Source organism: Lysinibacillus sp. NPDC096418 (assembly GCF_044762775.1).
Classification (GTDB): domain Bacteria; phylum Bacillota; class Bacilli; order Bacillales_A; family Planococcaceae; genus Lysinibacillus.
The window spans coordinates 43,128-59,195 of the sequence record NZ_JBIWEY010000028.1 but is presented as its reverse complement, the minus strand read 5'-3'; the positions used below and the strand labels follow the sequence as shown (position 1 = coordinate 59,195).

Sequence of the window (16,068 nt, the reverse complement as noted above, 5' to 3'; positions counted from 1 at the left end):
GAATCCAATGCACGTAAAACGTTCGAAAGAACTCGATGATAACTTACCGACAAAACACGATAAAAAAGATGCACTAGTTATCGCTCGCTTATTAAAGGATGGACGTTTCAGTTATCCACGTATACTGAAAGACATTGAAGCTGAGCTTCGTATTGGCTCCACTCTTCGTTCAAAATTGACGGAGGATTTGGCTAGTATTAAAAATCGAATCATTCGTTGGCTTGATCGCTACTTTCCAGAGTTTACTCAAGTCTTTCCTAATTTCGGGAAGATGGCATTTGCAACACTAGAAATGACGCCATTACCAAAAGATATTAAAGAGAAAACAGCTGAAGAGCTGGTCTTTCTTTACCGACAGGTAAAGGGAATGAGAGCCCCACAGTTACCGAAAGCCAAGCTTCTTATTGAAGCCGCGAAAAACTCTATCGGTCTGACAGAAGGAACACAGATGGCCCAACATGAAATCGCCACGCTCTTACGTCAGTATCGGTTATTAGAAACTGAAATTGAAACTGTTAATAATCAATTAGCAGAGATGGCACAAACAACAATGGAGTATGAAATACTGGCTTCAGTTCCTGGTTTAGGAGATGCGACAATCGTTGATTTACTATCAGAAGTAGGAAGCTTCGCACTTTATGAAAATCCACGCCAACTTATAAAACTAGCGGGATTAACATTACGTGAGAGCTCGTCCGGTCAACATAAAGGACAAAAACACATCTCTAAACGAGGACGAAAGAAGCTCAGAAACACCCTATTCAAAGTAATAGTACCGCTAATTCGGCATAACGAAGCGTTTAAACAGCTTCATGAATACTACACAACACGACAACAAAATCCCTTACGGGGGAAGCAGTCAATGGTGATACTCTGTGGTAAATTACTGAAGGTATTACATGGCATATGCAAAAAGAAAGTCTTTTTTAACGAGCAACATATGATGAAAGACCTCTACTGTCTCGTAGAGGCAGCGTAATCAATTCTTTCATCGAACTATAAAAAGAAGGATGACACGGAGAAGCCAGCAAAATAACTAAACTCAGACTATGAGTCTCCGGAGCAGCATAGCAGGCCTCTGCCTTATGAATAGACCGAACGAAGGAATGTAAGCGCAAATGACGCTAAGAGACATGGGAGGGTACGTCGTCATAAGTATCGCAGAGATCCATTGTGCATCACATAGTGGATAAAAAAGCTAATGATTTCTATTAGTTTCAGCGAAGCGCACACTCAGATTGTAAATTATAACTATAAATAAAAAATACTGTTTAAAAATTAAGTGGAAAAATATTTTTCTTCATCACGAAGTGATGGAAACCGTTGATACATCAATGTTTATAGAGGGAGGAATAGCATTATCAAATAGCTATTCCTGGGATGCTAAATGGATTGGGGATTGGTTACTTAATTAAAATCAATAGACGAATAAAAATGTTACATATAAATGAAGTTAAAGAGATGAGTGGTGCGTCGGTTAGAACCTTAAGATATTATGACAAAATAGAACTGCTAAAATCTGCATCAAAGGTTGCAGGGCAGATTTTCTCGTCCGCATAAAGTGTGAAATGACCCGATGCACACTTTGAGTCGATTTTAAGTTAATTTTCCGAAAATCAATTCATCTCCTAAAAAGCTATGAATATAACGACGATTTCCCGTTTCTATCTTGCATATAATCGAACGCTCTGGCAAATTATTTGTCATCCCCCAGCTCACTTAGCATTCCTTATACTCACCATAGAACATTTTTGCAAATGATAAATATTGGAAATTTAACTCAAAAAGTCAGAGTACCTATGCTATTTTCAAAAACCCTACAGCAAAAGGAAGACTTATTTTCGAGAGTATTGAATTACCTCGACGACGCTGATAAAATTCTGTCTGTGCTGATTAAGCTCACGACCATTAGTAAACGATTTTTTGTTAAACTACATGATTAATGAGCATACAATTATCTTAAAGACGTTGAAAAAATGTTCGCCTAGTCCAAAATCAGCCCTTCCAAGAGTTTCATATTTGAAAATAGCGCTTAATATGAGAGAATAGAATGCTAGAAAGGAAGATGTACGAATTATGACGACCTTACCAAAACTTACACCCGTCTTTGATCCATGGGAAGCGTATTTAGATGTTGAACAGCATGGACAAATGACCCTATCGAATATTGAATTTACAACGACTAACCTTTGCAACATGCGCTGCGCTCACTGTGCAGTCGGTTATACATTGCAAAATAAAGATCCTGAGGCATTGCCAATGGACTTAATCACGAAACGTCTTGACGAAATTCCCCATTTAAAAACACTCAGCATTACAGGCGGCGAGCCGATGATGAGCAAAAAATCCGTGCAAAACTATGTACTCCCTTTATTAAAATACGCACATGCACGTGGCGTACGTACACAAATTAACTCCAACTTGACTATGGAGCCAGAACGCTATTTACTCATCGCACCATATTTAGATGTACTACATATTTCACATAACTGGGGTACAGTCGATGAATTCGTTGAAACAGGCTTTGCAATGATGGACCGTAAACCAACATATGAACAACGTGCTGCTCTTTTCCAACGGATGATTGATAACTCTCGTATGTTGGCCGAGCATGGTGTCATGGTATCGGCAGAAACGATGCTTAACAAAAAAACATTGCCTTATTTAGAGCATATCCACTATCAAGCTGTAAAGGATATGATGTGTTCTCGCGTCGAAATTCACCCTATGTATCCATCAGATTTCGCCTCAAGTTTGACTACTTTAAGCCTAGAAGAAACACGCGCAGCCATTCATCATTTACTTGATGTGCGTGATGAAAACACGTGGATGCTGTTTGGCACACTACCATTCTATCCATGCAGCACAAACGAGGAAGATCAAAGACTATTAAAACGTCTACGTACGGCGAAAAACGTCACAATGCGAAATGACCCAGACGGTCGCTCTCGCCTTAACATTAATATCTTTACAGGCGACGTCATTGTCACGGACTTTGGTGACACACCTGCTCTCGGCAATATTTTAAACGACGAACTTCCAGCAATTTTCGATAAATGGATGGCTACAGATTTAGCTAAATCACTAAATTGCCACTGTCCGGCCGTAAAATGCTTAGGGCCAAACGTACTTGTAAAAAATATGTACTATAAAGACGCCACTTTCGTTAGTGGCTCTGCAAAAGCATAAACATAAAAATGACCAATGCAGTTCAAATCGTTACTGCATTGGACATTTTTATATCGATAAAATCTGTTGTGCACATACTTAGCAATCAAAAAACACCTAGCCAAGAGTATTAAATCCAAACTAGATGCAACTATTTTATTGACGAGCAACTTGCTTCGCATACCAATCCTCATACACACGAGCAACAAGCGCAAACTTGTCCTCTTTTTTCTGGACAACATCATTAAATTTCATAGCTCCCACTTTGAATTCAGTGGCTGATTCATTGACGATAAATTGCAAAACCGCATGCCCGCTTTCGCCAGAATGTGTAATCTCCCCAGAAAGCTCTACCACATGTTCACCTGTTTTTGCTTCATAATAACGCCAATATGGTTCTGAAAAATAATAATTGAACGCAGTACTGACGGTTACATCCGAGAACTCGGTCACATACCCCTCTTTTACAGCGTCAATGTACACGCCATCCGTGACATCCCTTTTCGCTGTATAAACATAGCCTACCAGAACACCCATAAAGACAACACAAATAAAGACTCTAATATGATTCCCTAAACTCAAATGTCATCACGTCCCCTTTACGCAAAAAACATCATTTTCTACATAATACCATTAAATACACTACACAAAACAGAATATTTTAACTTAAAAGAGAAAATAATCTCTCTAAAAACAATTTGCTTATTCCTATATAATAATTGGGAGAAAAAAATGAACAACCCAATTTTAAAAATTTCAATTGGCATTGCTTCTGAAAACTATAGCGTAATCATTTACGATCGTTCCCAAAACATTATAAGCACAATATCCAAAAGCCATGCTTTAAATGATGATTTTCACAAAATACATAACCATTTTTCACCAAAGTCTATTTACAGCCTTCCATTGTTCCGCTACTATCAAATTATTACAACTAGAAAAGAGATGACCTATTTTGCCATTTGATTTAGACCTTAATATTTTACTTATACTCCTTCTGTTTGGCTTTTTAGCGGCGTTTATTGATTCCGTCGTTGGTGGAGGTGGATTAATTTCGCTTCCAGCCCTAATGTTTGTGGGGCTTCCACCTTCAACAGCCGTGGCGACAAATAAACTAGCTGGTACGATGGGGTCTCTCACAAGCACCATTACGTTTTACCGTTCAGGCAAACTAGATATTAAATCTGTCTATAAGCTGTTTCCATTTGTATTCATCGGCTCCATGGTTGGCGCATGGATTGTCCATCTAATGGACCCTAGTGTCTTAAAGCCATTAATGCTGATTATGCTCGCAGCTGTAGCAGTTTATACGATTCTCAAAAAAGACTGGGGAGGCGTTTCTACTTATAAAACGCTCACACCCAAACGTTATGTACTGTTTATCATCGCTATTACGTTGATTGGTTTTTATGACGGCTTTTTAGGTCCTGGGACAGGCTCATTTTTACTTTTCGCCTTTTTAATGGTTGGCTTTGACTTTTTAAAATCCGCTGGTAATGCTAAATTTTTAAACTTTGGTAGTAACATTGCTGCTCTCCTAATGTTTATGTACTTAGGACAAATCAATTACGCCTACGGTCTACCAATGGGCCTTGCACAAATAGCTGGTGCTATTGTTGGTTCTAAATTTGCCATTAAACGCGGTAGTGGCTATGTCCGCAAGTTGTTTATCGTCGTTACAATTTTATTACTTGTGAAAAATACATATGATTATTTTTCGTAAATCATTAAATCTTACCCAAAGTTGGGTAAGATTTTTTTAACGTTATTTAATTGAATAACGTTAAAACCTATGATGGATGTCACAGATTTTGAAAGGAGTTAACTTCGTCCTGCGGGCCTAAACACAATTCAAGATCTGGATACACTTACGCTAAGGAAAAATTTATTAAAATAAACTTTTTCTCCCCTGTCATACGTCTAGTAATTGTATACAGATGAAATTGATCAAAAAAGGAGCTTCTTTGGACATGAAAACCAGAAATGCATTTCAACATGAAGAGGTGTTTGTCCAATTCATACGTGAAAATAAGAAACGTTTTTATTTGCTAGCTTATAGCTATACGAAAAATGAGCAAGATGCACTCGATGTCGTACAGGACAGCATTCAAAAAGCGATGATTGCACTAGGCAACATCGAAAAAGTCGATTATATGAAAAGCTGGTTTTACAAAATCGTCGTACGTACTGCTATAGATTTTTTACGCAAGCATAAACGTTTACAAATCATGGATGATGAAACACTTCATCACTTAACACCTGCACAAGAGGACGTATATGAAAACGTCGACTTAGAACACGCATTAGCCGAATTACCACAAATGTACCGCGAAGTTGTTATATTGCACTATTTTGAAGATTTAAAAATATCTGATGTGGCAGAGATTCTCGGTATTAAGCTCAGCACGGCTAAGTCACGTCTTTATAAGGCGTTAAAAATACTTAAAATACAACTGCAAGATACAGAAGGAGAAATGACGAATGAATGATAAAAAATTAAAGGATTTACAAAAACAATATGATAATACGCCAATACCAAAGGAGTTAGACTCTATCGTGGAAAATGCGTTAAAGCAAGGAAAGAAAAAGAAAAGGCGTTCACCTAGGTGGCTACTTGGAACAGCAGCAGCGGCTATGCTTTTTACTGCTAGCTTAAATATTAGTCCAGCAATGGCACGTACACTTTCAGACATCCCCGTAGTTGGTAGTGTCGTAAAAGTATTAACGTGGACGGAATATGAGGTAGCTGAAGAAACGTATGATGCAGACATTAAAGTTCCTTCTATTGAAAATCTAGAAAATAAAGAGTTAGCAAATACATTAAATGAACAGTACCGTGCAGAAGGTAAAGCCCTTTACGAACAATTCATCGCAGAAGTAGGTGATTTAAAAACGAATGGTGGCGGACATTTAGGTGTCGACAGTGGCTATGAAATCAAAACAGATAACGACCAGATCTTATCGATTGGTCGCTATGTAGTAAACACAGTTGCTTCTTCCTCTACAGTCATGCAATACGACACAATTGATAAGAAAAACGAAATTTTATTGAGCCTACCAATGCTCTTTAAAGACGATTCCTATATTAACGTTATTAGCGAAAATATTAAGGAGCAGATGCGCGCAGAAATGAAAGCTACAAATCAAGAGAAAACATACTGGGTCAAAGGTGCAGGTATTGCCGACGAAGATCTATTTGACGATTTTACAGCCATTGATGCTGAGCAAGAATTTTACATTAACAATAGCGGCAAGCTAGTTATTTCCTTCGACAAATACGAAGTTGCACCAGGTTATATGGGCATTGTGGAATTTGAAATTCCAACAGAAGTATTACAAGATGCCCTTGTAAGTAACGAATACATTCATTAATAAAAATGGCACTATCACATTTCATATGAGATAGTGCTATTTTTTAAAAAAATCGAAGCAGCAATACTAGCCAACATCGGAACGCCTACCGAATAAAGTTAAAACTTATAATCCTACATTTTTTTGTCAAAACTGATTGATAACAATAAATGTTAGAGGGTTATCATATGAAAAAAATAGGACCTATTAGTATTTTACATGTAATCTTCCTGTCAATGACAGTTATTGGCTTGAAAAATCACGTAACCATTCTTCCACCACTATTAGATAATGCAGGGAGAGATAGCTGGATATCAGTCTTACTCTCAGCTGTCTCATTATTCCCATGGTTGTTTCTTTTAGTGTATATTCATACAAAAACAAATCAAGAACCATTAAAAGATTGGCTAAAACAAAAAATCGGTAAAGTCGGCTCCTCCATCGTCATTTATAGCGTTATTATTTTCTTAATGATACTAGCTGCTTTTACGATGGTCGAAACATTACAATGGGTAAATATAACCTTTTTATCACTAACTCCATTCATTTTATTGCTATTCATTTATGTAATACTCTGCACTCTACTTATTTCCACAAATATACAAACTATTGTCATTGTGAATGTATTCGTATTATTTGGAGTAGTGGTCTTTGGTTTTTTTGTTGCCTTCACCAATATACAAGTCAAAGATCATGAGCTACTGCGCCCTTTTTTTGAGCATGGATTCCAACCAGTTTTAAAAAGCATGATCTATCCTGCTTCAGGATTTGTTGAATTGATGATACTTTTATTTCTTCAACACCATATTAAAGATCGTATGCGTTGGTATCATCTTGCCATCATTCTTTTTATTTTGATGGGATTAACGATTGGGCCACTGATTGGATCAATTACAGAATTCGGACCAATTGAAGCGGCCAAGCAACGCTATCCTGCTTTTGAAGAATGGGGTCTTGTGACAATTGGACGTTATGTTGAACATCTTGATTTTCTTTCGATTTACCAATGGCTTACAGGGACGTTTATACGTGTTGGTTTCCTGTTATATGTTGTTGCAGATTTGTTGAATATAGCCGGAAATAATAAACGTATTTGGCAGATGATTGCCCCACCATTTTTCTTTCTTTGCTTATCGCTTAATCTGTTGAATGAGAACATATTTCTTAAGATAAAGGGAAATTATATATTGATGACTACGTTCATATTCTTTTTCATACTATCAATATTTTTAGCGATTATTGCTTTCATGTCGGAGAAGTCATCCAAGAAGGGCAAGACTGATAAACAAGACACGGAAAGTGGTGAAGTATGATGCAATCGATGGATAAGCCAATTGATTTATATACCTTAAAGCAATTATTCAAAAAATCAGCCGATGTTCATTTCCAAAAGTATACTTTCAATCAACATAATGTGCATTTTATTACTTGTGAAGCGATGATTGATCGGCAGCTACTAAATGATGTCATCGTTCAGCGAGTCCGACTTCTTTTCGATAATTTAGAGGGAAAGTCTCTAGAAGATATCGTGATATCAGAATTACACATTCCAAACATCCAAAAAGTAGTCAATAAAGAAGAAGCCATTACACTTGTATATACCGGATATTTACTACTTTTTTTTGAAAATGAGCAGCTTCTGTTTTCAAGTAATATTGCTAAAAAACCGAATCGAAATCCTGAAGAGACTCGTTTAGAAGTACTTGTAAAAGGACCACGTGATAACTTTATTGAAGATATTGCAGTCAATATCGCTATAATACGAAAACGACTCCCCACGAATTCCCTGTGTGTAGAAAAAATGGAATTGGGGAAACGTTCGAAAACGGCGGTAGCCATTCTTTATTTTGATGATATTGTCGATATGGACATTCTAAAGGGCATCAAAAGGCAGCTAGCAACCATCGATACGGACATCATTTTTAGTGGAGACACATTAATGGATAACATTGTTAAAAATTCAAGATTATTACCGATGTTTGATTATACCGGAAGACCCGATTATGCGATCCAAGCCCTTGTAAGAGGTCGATTTCTTATCCTGGTTGATGGCGTTGCTTATGTGATGATTACGCCGGTAAATTTATTTTTACTATTAAAGTCCGCTGAAGATAATGAATCCCCTATTTTTTTTAGTTCAATTGAACGGGTATTACGTATAACAGGTATTCTAATTGGCTTGCTTTTACCTGCGTTTTGGCTTGCATTAACCACCTATCATCAAAATCAATTGCCACTACAGTTGTTAGCAACAGTGGTACAAGCAAAAACAGGACTTCCCCTACCTTCTTCTCTGGAAATGCTACTCATGTTGCTTATGTTTGAACTGTTTCGTGAAGCCGGCTTACGTCTACCCTCTGCTATTGGTGGAACCATTAGCGTTGTGGGTGGATTAATTATTGGTGATGCGGCCATCCGTGCAGGTGTTACGAGTCCAGAAATGATTGTTATTATAGCTATTTCGACTATTGCATCATTTACACTCGTAAATCAGTCACTTGTAGCAGCCATCAGCATACTTCGCATTCTATTTATCCTGATGAGTGCATTTTTAGGTTTGTTTGGTTTTTTTATTTCTCTGTACTTTACGCTTTTATATTTATCCAACATCAGAACTTTTGGCTACCCTTACATGAATCTTGCGGCAGACTTGGATTGGTCCACTATCAAAAAATCTTTCTTCCGAGTCTCACCTAAAGGATATGCGAAGAGACCAAAAGTGCTAGCTCCTCAAGATCAAACACGAACTAGTGAAGGAGAAGATAAAAATGAATAAGAAAGTAATATTTGTTCTTTTATTGTTCACTACTCTTCTTGCAGGATGTTGGGATTTAACAGAGCCACAGAAAATGTACTATGTTCAAGGGGTTGGCATTGATTTTAATGATGATCAGTTCGAAATATATGCACAAATTATTGATTTCACAAATATCGCAAGATCTGAACAACCGAATCCTGAAGCTACGCAAGCTGAAATTGGATATGCAAAAGGCAAAACAATGGAAGAAGCAATATTTAAATTGTATCATTCCATCGACCAAAGAGTTTTTTGGGGGCATATGTCCTATCTTCTTTTCTCAGAGGAAGCATTAAAAAGTGGACACGTGAATCAAATTGTCGACAGTTTTCTTCGACATAAAGACACACGCTATCTTATTTGGGCTTATAGTACAAAAGAATCTATTGAAGATGTGCTACTAATAACACCTATTATTAATAAAGCAATTACCGTATCGAAACTTAGTAATCCTTTAAATATATACGAACAAGAATCCTTAGTAGAACCCATTGATTTAAGAAAATTAATTATTGGACTAAATGAACCTAGTCATGAGATAGGACTCCCTTTAATAAAAATTAAAGAAAATTGGAAAACTGCAAAAGAAGCATCAAAAAATACTGAATTTTCCGGTGTTGGCTTCATTTCGAAAAATGGATTTAAAGGTTTTATTGAAAGTGATCAAATACGAGGAATGCAATGGATGACAGATGAAACAGTAAGAGGTGAGATGACACTCAAAGTAGGACCAGGTGATAAAAATTATCTAACAGTTACACTCCAGAAAATAAGTGTCGAAGTCGACTCAGTTGTACACAATGACAATGTGACATTTGACATTGATGTAAAACTTGAAGTAACCGTCAATGGCTTACAGACGGCGGTAACAACTGATGAAATTCGAAAAGGTGTTCTCAACGAAATCGAAAAAGAAATAAAAACAACCTATGAGGTAGCACTGAAACAGGATATTGATGTTTATCGTCTTTCGGAAGTGCTATACAGGGAAAATGTAAAGGTATGGAAAAATCTACAAAAGGACGGAAAAATCGACTTAACAGAAGATTCTATCAGCAAACTGAATATAACGATTAGTAAACTAAGCTCAGGAAGAAAAACGTTTAAAGAGACCGTCGAAAAGTAATTATAAGTCCTTTGGTGGATATTTGGGGCAGAGTTTACATTTTAACCAAAAGAGCGGATTCTGTCTTTTGATTTTATTTAATGGAAATTAATTGAATTAAATTCACTCATTTAAAGGTATAAGTAAACAAATTGACCCCGAATAACATATATATTCGGGGTCAATTTGTTTATCTATATATCAACGAATTCTTTTCCTAGCTGTATACTCTCACTTTTACGAAATTGAATATGATGCAATTTCGCAAATATCCCACCTTGAGCGACAAGTTCATCATACGTACCGTCCTCTTCAATGCCTTTCGGTGTAACAACAAGCACACGGTCAGCATTACGAATTGTTGCTAAACGATGCGCAATCACAAGCGTTGTGCGATTTTCAGCAAGCTCCGTTAATGACTGCTGAATAATCATCTCTGTTTCGGTATCGAGTGCAGACGTTGCCTCGTCCAAAATAAGAATCGGTGGATTTTTTAAGAACATGCGTGCAATAGCTAGTCGTTGCTTTTGTCCACCCGATAATTTCAGACCACGCTCACCGATTTGTGTCTCATAGCCATCCGGCAACTCTGAAATAAATGCCTCTAAATGTGCTTTTTTTGCCGCTTCGACAATCTCTTCCTCACTAGCATCTAAACGTCCATAAGCAATATTCTCACGAATCGTTCCAGTGAATAGGAAGACATCCTGCTGCACGATCCCAATTTGAGCACGAAGTGACGCTTGTGTCATATCTCGCACATCGATACCGTCAATCGTAATTGCTCCCCTACTCACATCATAAAATCTAGGAATGAGTGAACAGATGGTCGTCTTCCCTGCGCCACTTGGGCCAACGAAAGCAATCGTTTGCCCCGCACGGACATCTAAAGAGACATCTTTTAAGACGGACTTTGTGTCATCATAGCTAAAATCAACGTTATTAAAGACAATATCACCACATAAATGTATGACTGCTTTTGCCCCTTCACGATCTTGTACTTCAGGCTCTTGCTCGACCAACTCTCGGAATCGCTTGAAACCAGCCATTCCTTTTGGATATAACTCAAGTAGTGCACTGATCTTATCAATAGGCTTGATTAGTACATTTGTATACAACACAAAGCTTACTAGCTCTCCGTATGACAACTTCCCATTAAAACTTAACCATGCACCAACCACTAGCACAACTAGCGTTAACAAGCGCGTCATCATATAAATACTCGAATGTGTGCCTGCCATAATTTTATAGGCATATAATTTCGCCGAACGGAAATTACCATTTTGCTCGCGGAAACGTTCCATTTCAAATGCTTCATTTGTAAAAGACTGCACAACGCGTACGCCTGAAACACTGTCTTCCACACGTCCGTTGACATCAGCAATTTTGCCGTACATCGATTTCCACGCGTTATTCATCTTCATATTACTAAATGTGACTAACCATGTTAAAAATGGCACCATGATAGCTGCAATAAGTGCAAGTGTTGGATTCACATTAAACATAATGGCAAATGCACCGACAAATGTCATAATGGCAATAAACAAATCCTCCGGACCATGATGCGCAAATTCACCAATATCAAATAAATCATTTGTAATACGACTCATAATATGGCCTGTCTTCGTATTGTCAAAGAAGCGGAACGACTGACGTTGCACATGATTAAACAGCTCCTGTCGCATATCCGTTTCAATGTTGATTCCAAGTTTATGGCCTAAATAATTGACGATGAAATTCAATCCTGTACTTAGAATATACACAAGTAATAAAAGGACACTGACTTTAACAATCATGCCCCACTCCCCTGTTGGTAGTAGTTCATCGATAAACCACTGTACAGCTAGCGGGAAAGCTAGCTCTAAAATCGCAACGATAATAGCACTGGAAAAATCAATGACAAATAATCGTTTATGCGGTTTATAGTATGAAAAAAACTTTTTATACATACGCGGCTCCCTTCTAGATGAGAAATAATATCATTTACTACTTATAGTAACATTAGTTAGATAGATTCTACTAATAATTTTTTCTGCATAATAATTACTTTTTATTTGCTTTTTCATCTCCGCATGCTATAATCCTTATAAGAAGAATAGAATATCTTTTGACGATTTTGTCAAAGGGGAGTAGCTAGCAGATGCGAACGATGCATCTGGTTTCACATTCGTCATTACATGGCTCTTGCCATCGGGTGTGATAGCAAAATCCTGTGCGCCACAGCATACAGGGTTTCTGTACCGAAAGCGTAGCGACAGGTACAAAATATTTGTCTACATAATAGACCGATATTTGCTTAGCAAGACCTTTGCCTATTTATTAGGCATGGGTCTTTTTCTTTTGTCTAAAATAGGAAGAAATTGAATAAAAGAGAAATATTCTTTTTTCTACCATTTAATTTAAGGAGGAAAAGTTTTGGAAGCAATATTATTAGAATACGCATGGGTACTTGTCGTATTAATCGTTCTTGAAGGTTTACTAGCAGCAGATAACGCTGTCGTAATGGCTGTTATGGTCAAACATTTACCGAAAGAACAACAACAAAAAGCATTATTATACGGGTTAGTTGGGGCATTTATTTTCCGTTTTGCTGCTCTATTCTTAATTACAATACTAGTCAACTTCTGGCAAATCCAAGCAATTGGTGCCGCATACTTATTAATTATGTCAGGTAAGCATTTATATGATACCTTTAAAGGGAATAACGAACCTGATGAAATTAAAGAACCTAAGAAAAAATCTGGTTTCTGGATGACTGTTGTAAAAGTTGAATTAGCCGACATCGCGTTTGCAGTCGATTCTATTTTAGCTGCTGTAGCAATTGCAGTAACACTACCAGCGTTAGGTAACTTTGATATCGGTGGTATTAATGCTGGTCAATTCGGTGTTATGTTCCTAGGTGGTCTTATCGGGGTTATTATGATGCGATTCGCTGCTCGTTGGTTCGTGACAGTCTTAGAAAAATTCCCATCACTAGAAACAGCTGCATTTTTAATCGTTGGCTGGGTAGGTGTAAAACTTGCCGTACTTACGTTAGCACATGATAAACTTGGTATCATTCCACACGATTTCCCACACTCAACAGTATGGAAATTAACATTCTGGGTTGTTTTAATCGGAATTGCGCTAGGTGGATATTTAATCGGAATAAAAAATCAAAAGAAACATGCATAATCATGTATGAAAAAAATCGCCATGACGTTAAGTCTTGGCGATTTTTTATATGACCTCATCACGCAACCATTTTGAAAGTATATCATTGAATAGTCTCGGCTCTTTTAAAGAGATTCCATGTCCAATATCCGGCCACACAATTTTATGGCAATTAGCATTACACGCGGATAAATCATGTGCAGATTTTTTCATAATCCCCCTCTCCTTCTCGCCAACTGTCACAAGCATTTTACTTTTAACTGATGAAAAGGTTTCTGGTATTTTGAAAGACATATTTTCATCTAATACACGCGTAAGACCTTCCACAGTAATGGCACAGCTTTCTTCATAATAACGCTCAAAGAGATTAGGTGGAATATAAAGTGTTTTGGCCTGCATTTTTGCAAACGGCTTTTGCCGAATAAATGAATATGTAAGTTTTAATGTAATGCCCAAAATACGCTTCGGCACAGCAATCGGGCGGGTAAGTGCACTATTAATCATCGCCTTATCGATAAGTGTCGGCTGTAAACTAAGCATTTTTACTAACACTTGTGCCCCTATTGAAAACCCAACAACATTGACTTTTTGTCCATTCGCTTTTTCGATAATCAAGTCATTTAATAATTTCGCACTCTCCCTAATTGAAAATGGAATGCCCCCCTTCTGTCCACCATGCTCTGGCAAAGTGGGCACTACGCAATGGTAATCTTGAAAGAACTTTACCTGCTCCTCCCACATCCAGCTACCCACTCCGCCACCGTGAATAAAGACTAAAAGCGGTGCATCAGGTTGTCCATATTCTTCAAATTGTATAGGTAACAAAACAATTCCCTCCCTCTGTAAACTCTATTATACAGGCTCTTCACCCAAAGGTGGGGTTGATATTTTAAATACAGCTTTTGTTGATTGGCGTGGAGCCAGCCTGACTCCTTGGGAATTATCAGATCTTGGAGCGAGTGAAGCAGCTTATCCGACGCCCCCTGGAAAGCAAACTGGGGAATCCCAAGTTATAATGATGAATCACCATACAATAAAACTAGATAAGTTTAACAAATCTTTCACTCCATCCACACCAAGTAACAAAATTCACCAAAAAACAAAGAACCTTGCATCTTTTTATACACTCATTCGTATACATATTATGAAGTTATTTCATATATAGAGGGAGTTAAGCAAATGGCAATTACGAAACGCAGCCGAAATTTAAATAGAGTTTTAAAACACTTTGCCTTCATGTGGGTTTTAACCGTAGTCGGACTGTTTATCGCAACACTTTTACCATCTTCAATTGTTTTGCCATTATCAATTATTTGTATAGTGCTCCTCATCATCGCATGCTTTGTACGAAGTGTACAACTTGCCAATTCCATCATGTACTCCATTCCATTTTTAATGGGCGTATTATTATTTTGGACAACACATTTTTTCATAGGTGAATTAGGTCAAGAGTTAGTCTTACTCGTATTTGGGGCAACGGTGGCCATTTTCATTGTACTAGCGCTAATTGGCACGATGATGAGTGCAGATATTTCAGATTGGGGAAGTTATTTATTTACCGTGCTAATTGTGGTCATTGTATTTTCTCTAGTTTTTATGTTCATGCCAGTTAGCAATATGATTGCCCTTACTTTAGCCGCTATTACCGTGCTGCTATTTTGCGTCTACACTGTGTATGACTTTAACCAAATTCGTCATAATTATGTATCCGACGAACAGGTTGTAGGAATGGCCTTAAATCTATATTTAGACTTCATCAACCTATTTACTAATCTTTTAGAAGTTATTTGGCGATTAAAAAATGAATTCGACTAATTCTTCTAATTGAGAACTAATATCAATCGTTTTACGCAACAATTCCTATGAAAAACATGTTTTTTTGTACGTCTCCTTCCATTCGCTGTATACTAATAAAGTAATCGTACGGTATTTATTTCAAAGGGAGGAATACTTTTATGTTATCTGAAAAACTACACACAGCATTAAATGAACAAATGAATTTTGAATTTTACTCTGCACATGCGTATATGGCAATGGCTGCTTATTGTACAGCTGAAGCATATGACGGTTTTGCGAATTTCTTTTTAGTACAGGCTGAAGAAGAACGCTTCCACGCGATGAAGTTTTATAACTTTTTAAGTGATATGGGCTACCGTGCTACAATTCAAGGCTTTAACAGTCCAGAAAATGATTTCGATTCCATTTTAAATGCGTTTAAAACTGCACTGTCTCATGAAAAAGAAGTGACGCGACGTATTTATAATTTATCAGACATCGCTTTAGATGAACGAGAGCATGCGACGATGGCATTCTTAAAATGGTTCATCGATGAACAAGTAGAAGAAGAAGCTACATTCGATACATTGATCCATAAAATCGAGCGTATTGAAAAAGACTCTAATGCGATTTTTATGCTTGATGGAGAACTAGCAACACGCACTTTCACACCTCCAACCAACGCGTAAAGGGCAAACTCATCCACTGCATTTTTGTG

Annotated in this window: 15 protein-coding genes and 1 pseudogene; 13 read left to right on the top strand and 3 right to left on the bottom strand. The window is 37.3% G+C overall.

Annotated elements, in window-relative coordinates; genetic code table 11:
• The 3 genes and pseudogenes from ACIQZG_RS18055 to yfkAB all read left to right on the top strand — a co-directional run.
• Positions 1-979: IS110 family RNA-guided transposase (locus tag ACIQZG_RS18055; RefSeq protein WP_402756855.1), on the top strand; the 979-nt coding region annotated here is incomplete at its 5' end.
• A gap of 455 nt (positions 980-1,434) precedes the next feature.
• Positions 1,435-1,539 (top strand): annotated as a pseudogene (locus ACIQZG_RS18050) (MerR family DNA-binding transcriptional regulator); the annotation flags it as partial.
• Positions 1,540-2,076: 537 nt separating this feature from the next.
• A complete protein-coding gene (gene yfkAB / locus ACIQZG_RS18045) occupies positions 2,077-3,189 on the top strand; it encodes a radical SAM/CxCxxxxC motif protein YfkAB (protein WP_402756854.1) in 1,113 nt (370 codons plus the stop codon).
• A 135-nt stretch (positions 3,190-3,324) separates the two neighbouring features.
• Here yfkAB and ACIQZG_RS18040 read toward each other — a convergent pair whose 3' ends face one another.
• Complete coding sequence (locus ACIQZG_RS18040; protein WP_402756853.1) at positions 3,325-3,750, bottom strand: hypothetical protein; 426 nt, start codon at positions 3,748-3,750, stop codon at positions 3,325-3,327.
• Between the two features lie 150 nt (positions 3,751-3,900).
• Here ACIQZG_RS18040 and ACIQZG_RS18035 point away from each other — a divergent pair, with 150 nt between their 5' ends.
• The 7 genes from ACIQZG_RS18035 to ACIQZG_RS18005 all read left to right on the top strand — a co-directional run bounded on the left by ACIQZG_RS18035 (position 3,901) and on the right by ACIQZG_RS18005 (position 10,442).
• Positions 3,901-4,134, top strand: coding sequence for a hypothetical protein (locus tag ACIQZG_RS18035; RefSeq protein WP_402756852.1), 234 nt, complete (start codon positions 3,901-3,903; stop codon positions 4,132-4,134).
• Positions 4,124-4,891 (top strand): TSUP family transporter, encoded by a 768-nt coding sequence (locus ACIQZG_RS18030; RefSeq protein ID WP_402756851.1) that lies wholly within the window; start codon positions 4,124-4,126, stop codon positions 4,889-4,891. Before ACIQZG_RS18035 ends, ACIQZG_RS18030 begins: the two co-directional genes overlap by 11 nt.
• 247 nt (positions 4,892-5,138) lie before the next feature.
• Positions 5,139-5,657 carry an RNA polymerase sigma factor SigV gene (locus tag ACIQZG_RS18025; protein ID WP_402756850.1) on the top strand — a complete coding sequence of 173 codons (519 nt, stop codon included), beginning with the start codon at positions 5,139-5,141 and terminating at the stop codon, positions 5,655-5,657.
• Positions 5,650-6,540, top strand: coding sequence for an anti-sigma-V factor RsiV (gene rsiV, locus ACIQZG_RS18020; RefSeq protein ID WP_402756849.1), 891 nt, complete (start codon positions 5,650-5,652; stop codon positions 6,538-6,540). Before ACIQZG_RS18025 ends, rsiV begins: the two co-directional genes overlap by 8 nt.
• 167 nt (positions 6,541-6,707) lie before the next feature.
• Complete coding sequence (locus ACIQZG_RS18015) at positions 6,708-7,832, top strand: endospore germination permease (RefSeq protein ID WP_402756848.1); 1,125 nt, start codon at positions 6,708-6,710, stop codon at positions 7,830-7,832.
• A complete protein-coding gene (locus ACIQZG_RS18010; protein ID WP_402756858.1) occupies positions 7,832-9,295 on the top strand; it encodes a spore germination protein in 1,464 nt (487 codons plus the stop codon). The genes ACIQZG_RS18015 and ACIQZG_RS18010 overlap by 1 nt, the downstream gene beginning before the upstream one ends.
• Positions 9,288-10,442, top strand: coding sequence for a Ger(x)C family spore germination protein (locus ACIQZG_RS18005; RefSeq protein ID WP_402756847.1), 1,155 nt, complete (start codon positions 9,288-9,290; stop codon positions 10,440-10,442). Before ACIQZG_RS18010 ends, ACIQZG_RS18005 begins: the two co-directional genes overlap by 8 nt.
• Before the next feature lie 173 nt (positions 10,443-10,615).
• Here the strand turns inward: ACIQZG_RS18005 and ACIQZG_RS18000 are convergent, their stop codons facing one another.
• On the bottom strand, positions 10,616-12,370 hold the full coding sequence (locus tag ACIQZG_RS18000) for an ABC transporter ATP-binding protein (RefSeq protein ID WP_402756846.1): 1,755 nt from the start codon (positions 12,368-12,370) through the stop codon (positions 10,616-10,618).
• A 466-nt stretch (positions 12,371-12,836) separates the two neighbouring features.
• Here ACIQZG_RS18000 and ACIQZG_RS17995 point away from each other — a divergent pair, with 466 nt between their 5' ends.
• Complete coding sequence (locus ACIQZG_RS17995; RefSeq protein ID WP_402756845.1) at positions 12,837-13,595, top strand: TerC family protein; 759 nt, start codon at positions 12,837-12,839, stop codon at positions 13,593-13,595.
• 45 nt (positions 13,596-13,640) lie between these two features.
• Here ACIQZG_RS17995 and ACIQZG_RS17990 read toward each other — a convergent pair whose 3' ends face one another.
• Positions 13,641-14,399: an alpha/beta fold hydrolase gene (locus tag ACIQZG_RS17990; RefSeq protein WP_402756844.1), complete on the bottom strand. Its 759-nt coding sequence runs from the start codon at positions 14,397-14,399 to the stop codon at positions 13,641-13,643.
• Positions 14,400-14,753: 354 nt separating this feature from the next.
• Here ACIQZG_RS17990 and ACIQZG_RS17985 point away from each other — a divergent pair, with 354 nt between their 5' ends.
• Together ACIQZG_RS17985 and ACIQZG_RS17980 are read left to right on the top strand one after the other, a co-directional pair.
• The gene (locus tag ACIQZG_RS17985) at positions 14,754-15,389 is read left to right on the top strand and encodes a Bax inhibitor-1/YccA family protein (RefSeq protein WP_402756843.1); all 636 of its coding nucleotides are present in this window, start codon (positions 14,754-14,756) and stop codon (positions 15,387-15,389) included.
• A gap of 140 nt (positions 15,390-15,529) precedes the next feature.
• Positions 15,530-16,039: a ferritin gene (locus ACIQZG_RS17980; protein ID WP_402756842.1), complete on the top strand. Its 510-nt coding sequence runs from the start codon at positions 15,530-15,532 to the stop codon at positions 16,037-16,039.
• Positions 16,040-16,068: the final 29 nt, after the last annotated feature.

What these genes read in the sequence shown, in the direction of transcription:
- yfkAB (WP_402756854.1), top strand. Translation starts at nt 2,077, where the DNA reads ATGACGACCTTACCAAAACTTACACCCGTCTTTGATCCATGGGAAGCG.
- ACIQZG_RS18035 (WP_402756852.1), top strand. Translation starts at nt 3,901, where the DNA reads ATGAACAACCCAATTTTAAAAATTTCAATTGGCATTGCTTCTGAAAAC.
- ACIQZG_RS18025 (WP_402756850.1), top strand. Translation starts at nt 5,139, where the DNA reads ATGAAAACCAGAAATGCATTTCAACATGAAGAGGTGTTTGTCCAATTC.
- rsiV (WP_402756849.1), top strand. Translation starts at nt 5,650, where the DNA reads ATGAATGATAAAAAATTAAAGGATTTACAAAAACAATATGATAATACG.
- ACIQZG_RS18015 (WP_402756848.1), top strand. Translation starts at nt 6,708, where the DNA reads ATGAAAAAAATAGGACCTATTAGTATTTTACATGTAATCTTCCTGTCA.
- ACIQZG_RS18010 (WP_402756858.1), top strand. Translation starts at nt 7,832, where the DNA reads ATGCAATCGATGGATAAGCCAATTGATTTATATACCTTAAAGCAATTA.
- ACIQZG_RS18005 (WP_402756847.1), top strand. Translation starts at nt 9,288, where the DNA reads ATGAATAAGAAAGTAATATTTGTTCTTTTATTGTTCACTACTCTTCTT.
- ACIQZG_RS18000 (WP_402756846.1), bottom strand. Translation starts at nt 12,370, where the DNA reads ATGTATAAAAAGTTTTTTTCATACTATAAACCGCATAAACGATTATTT.
- ACIQZG_RS17985 (WP_402756843.1), top strand. Translation starts at nt 14,754, where the DNA reads ATGGCAATTACGAAACGCAGCCGAAATTTAAATAGAGTTTTAAAACAC.
- ACIQZG_RS17980 (WP_402756842.1), top strand. Translation starts at nt 15,530, where the DNA reads ATGTTATCTGAAAAACTACACACAGCATTAAATGAACAAATGAATTTT.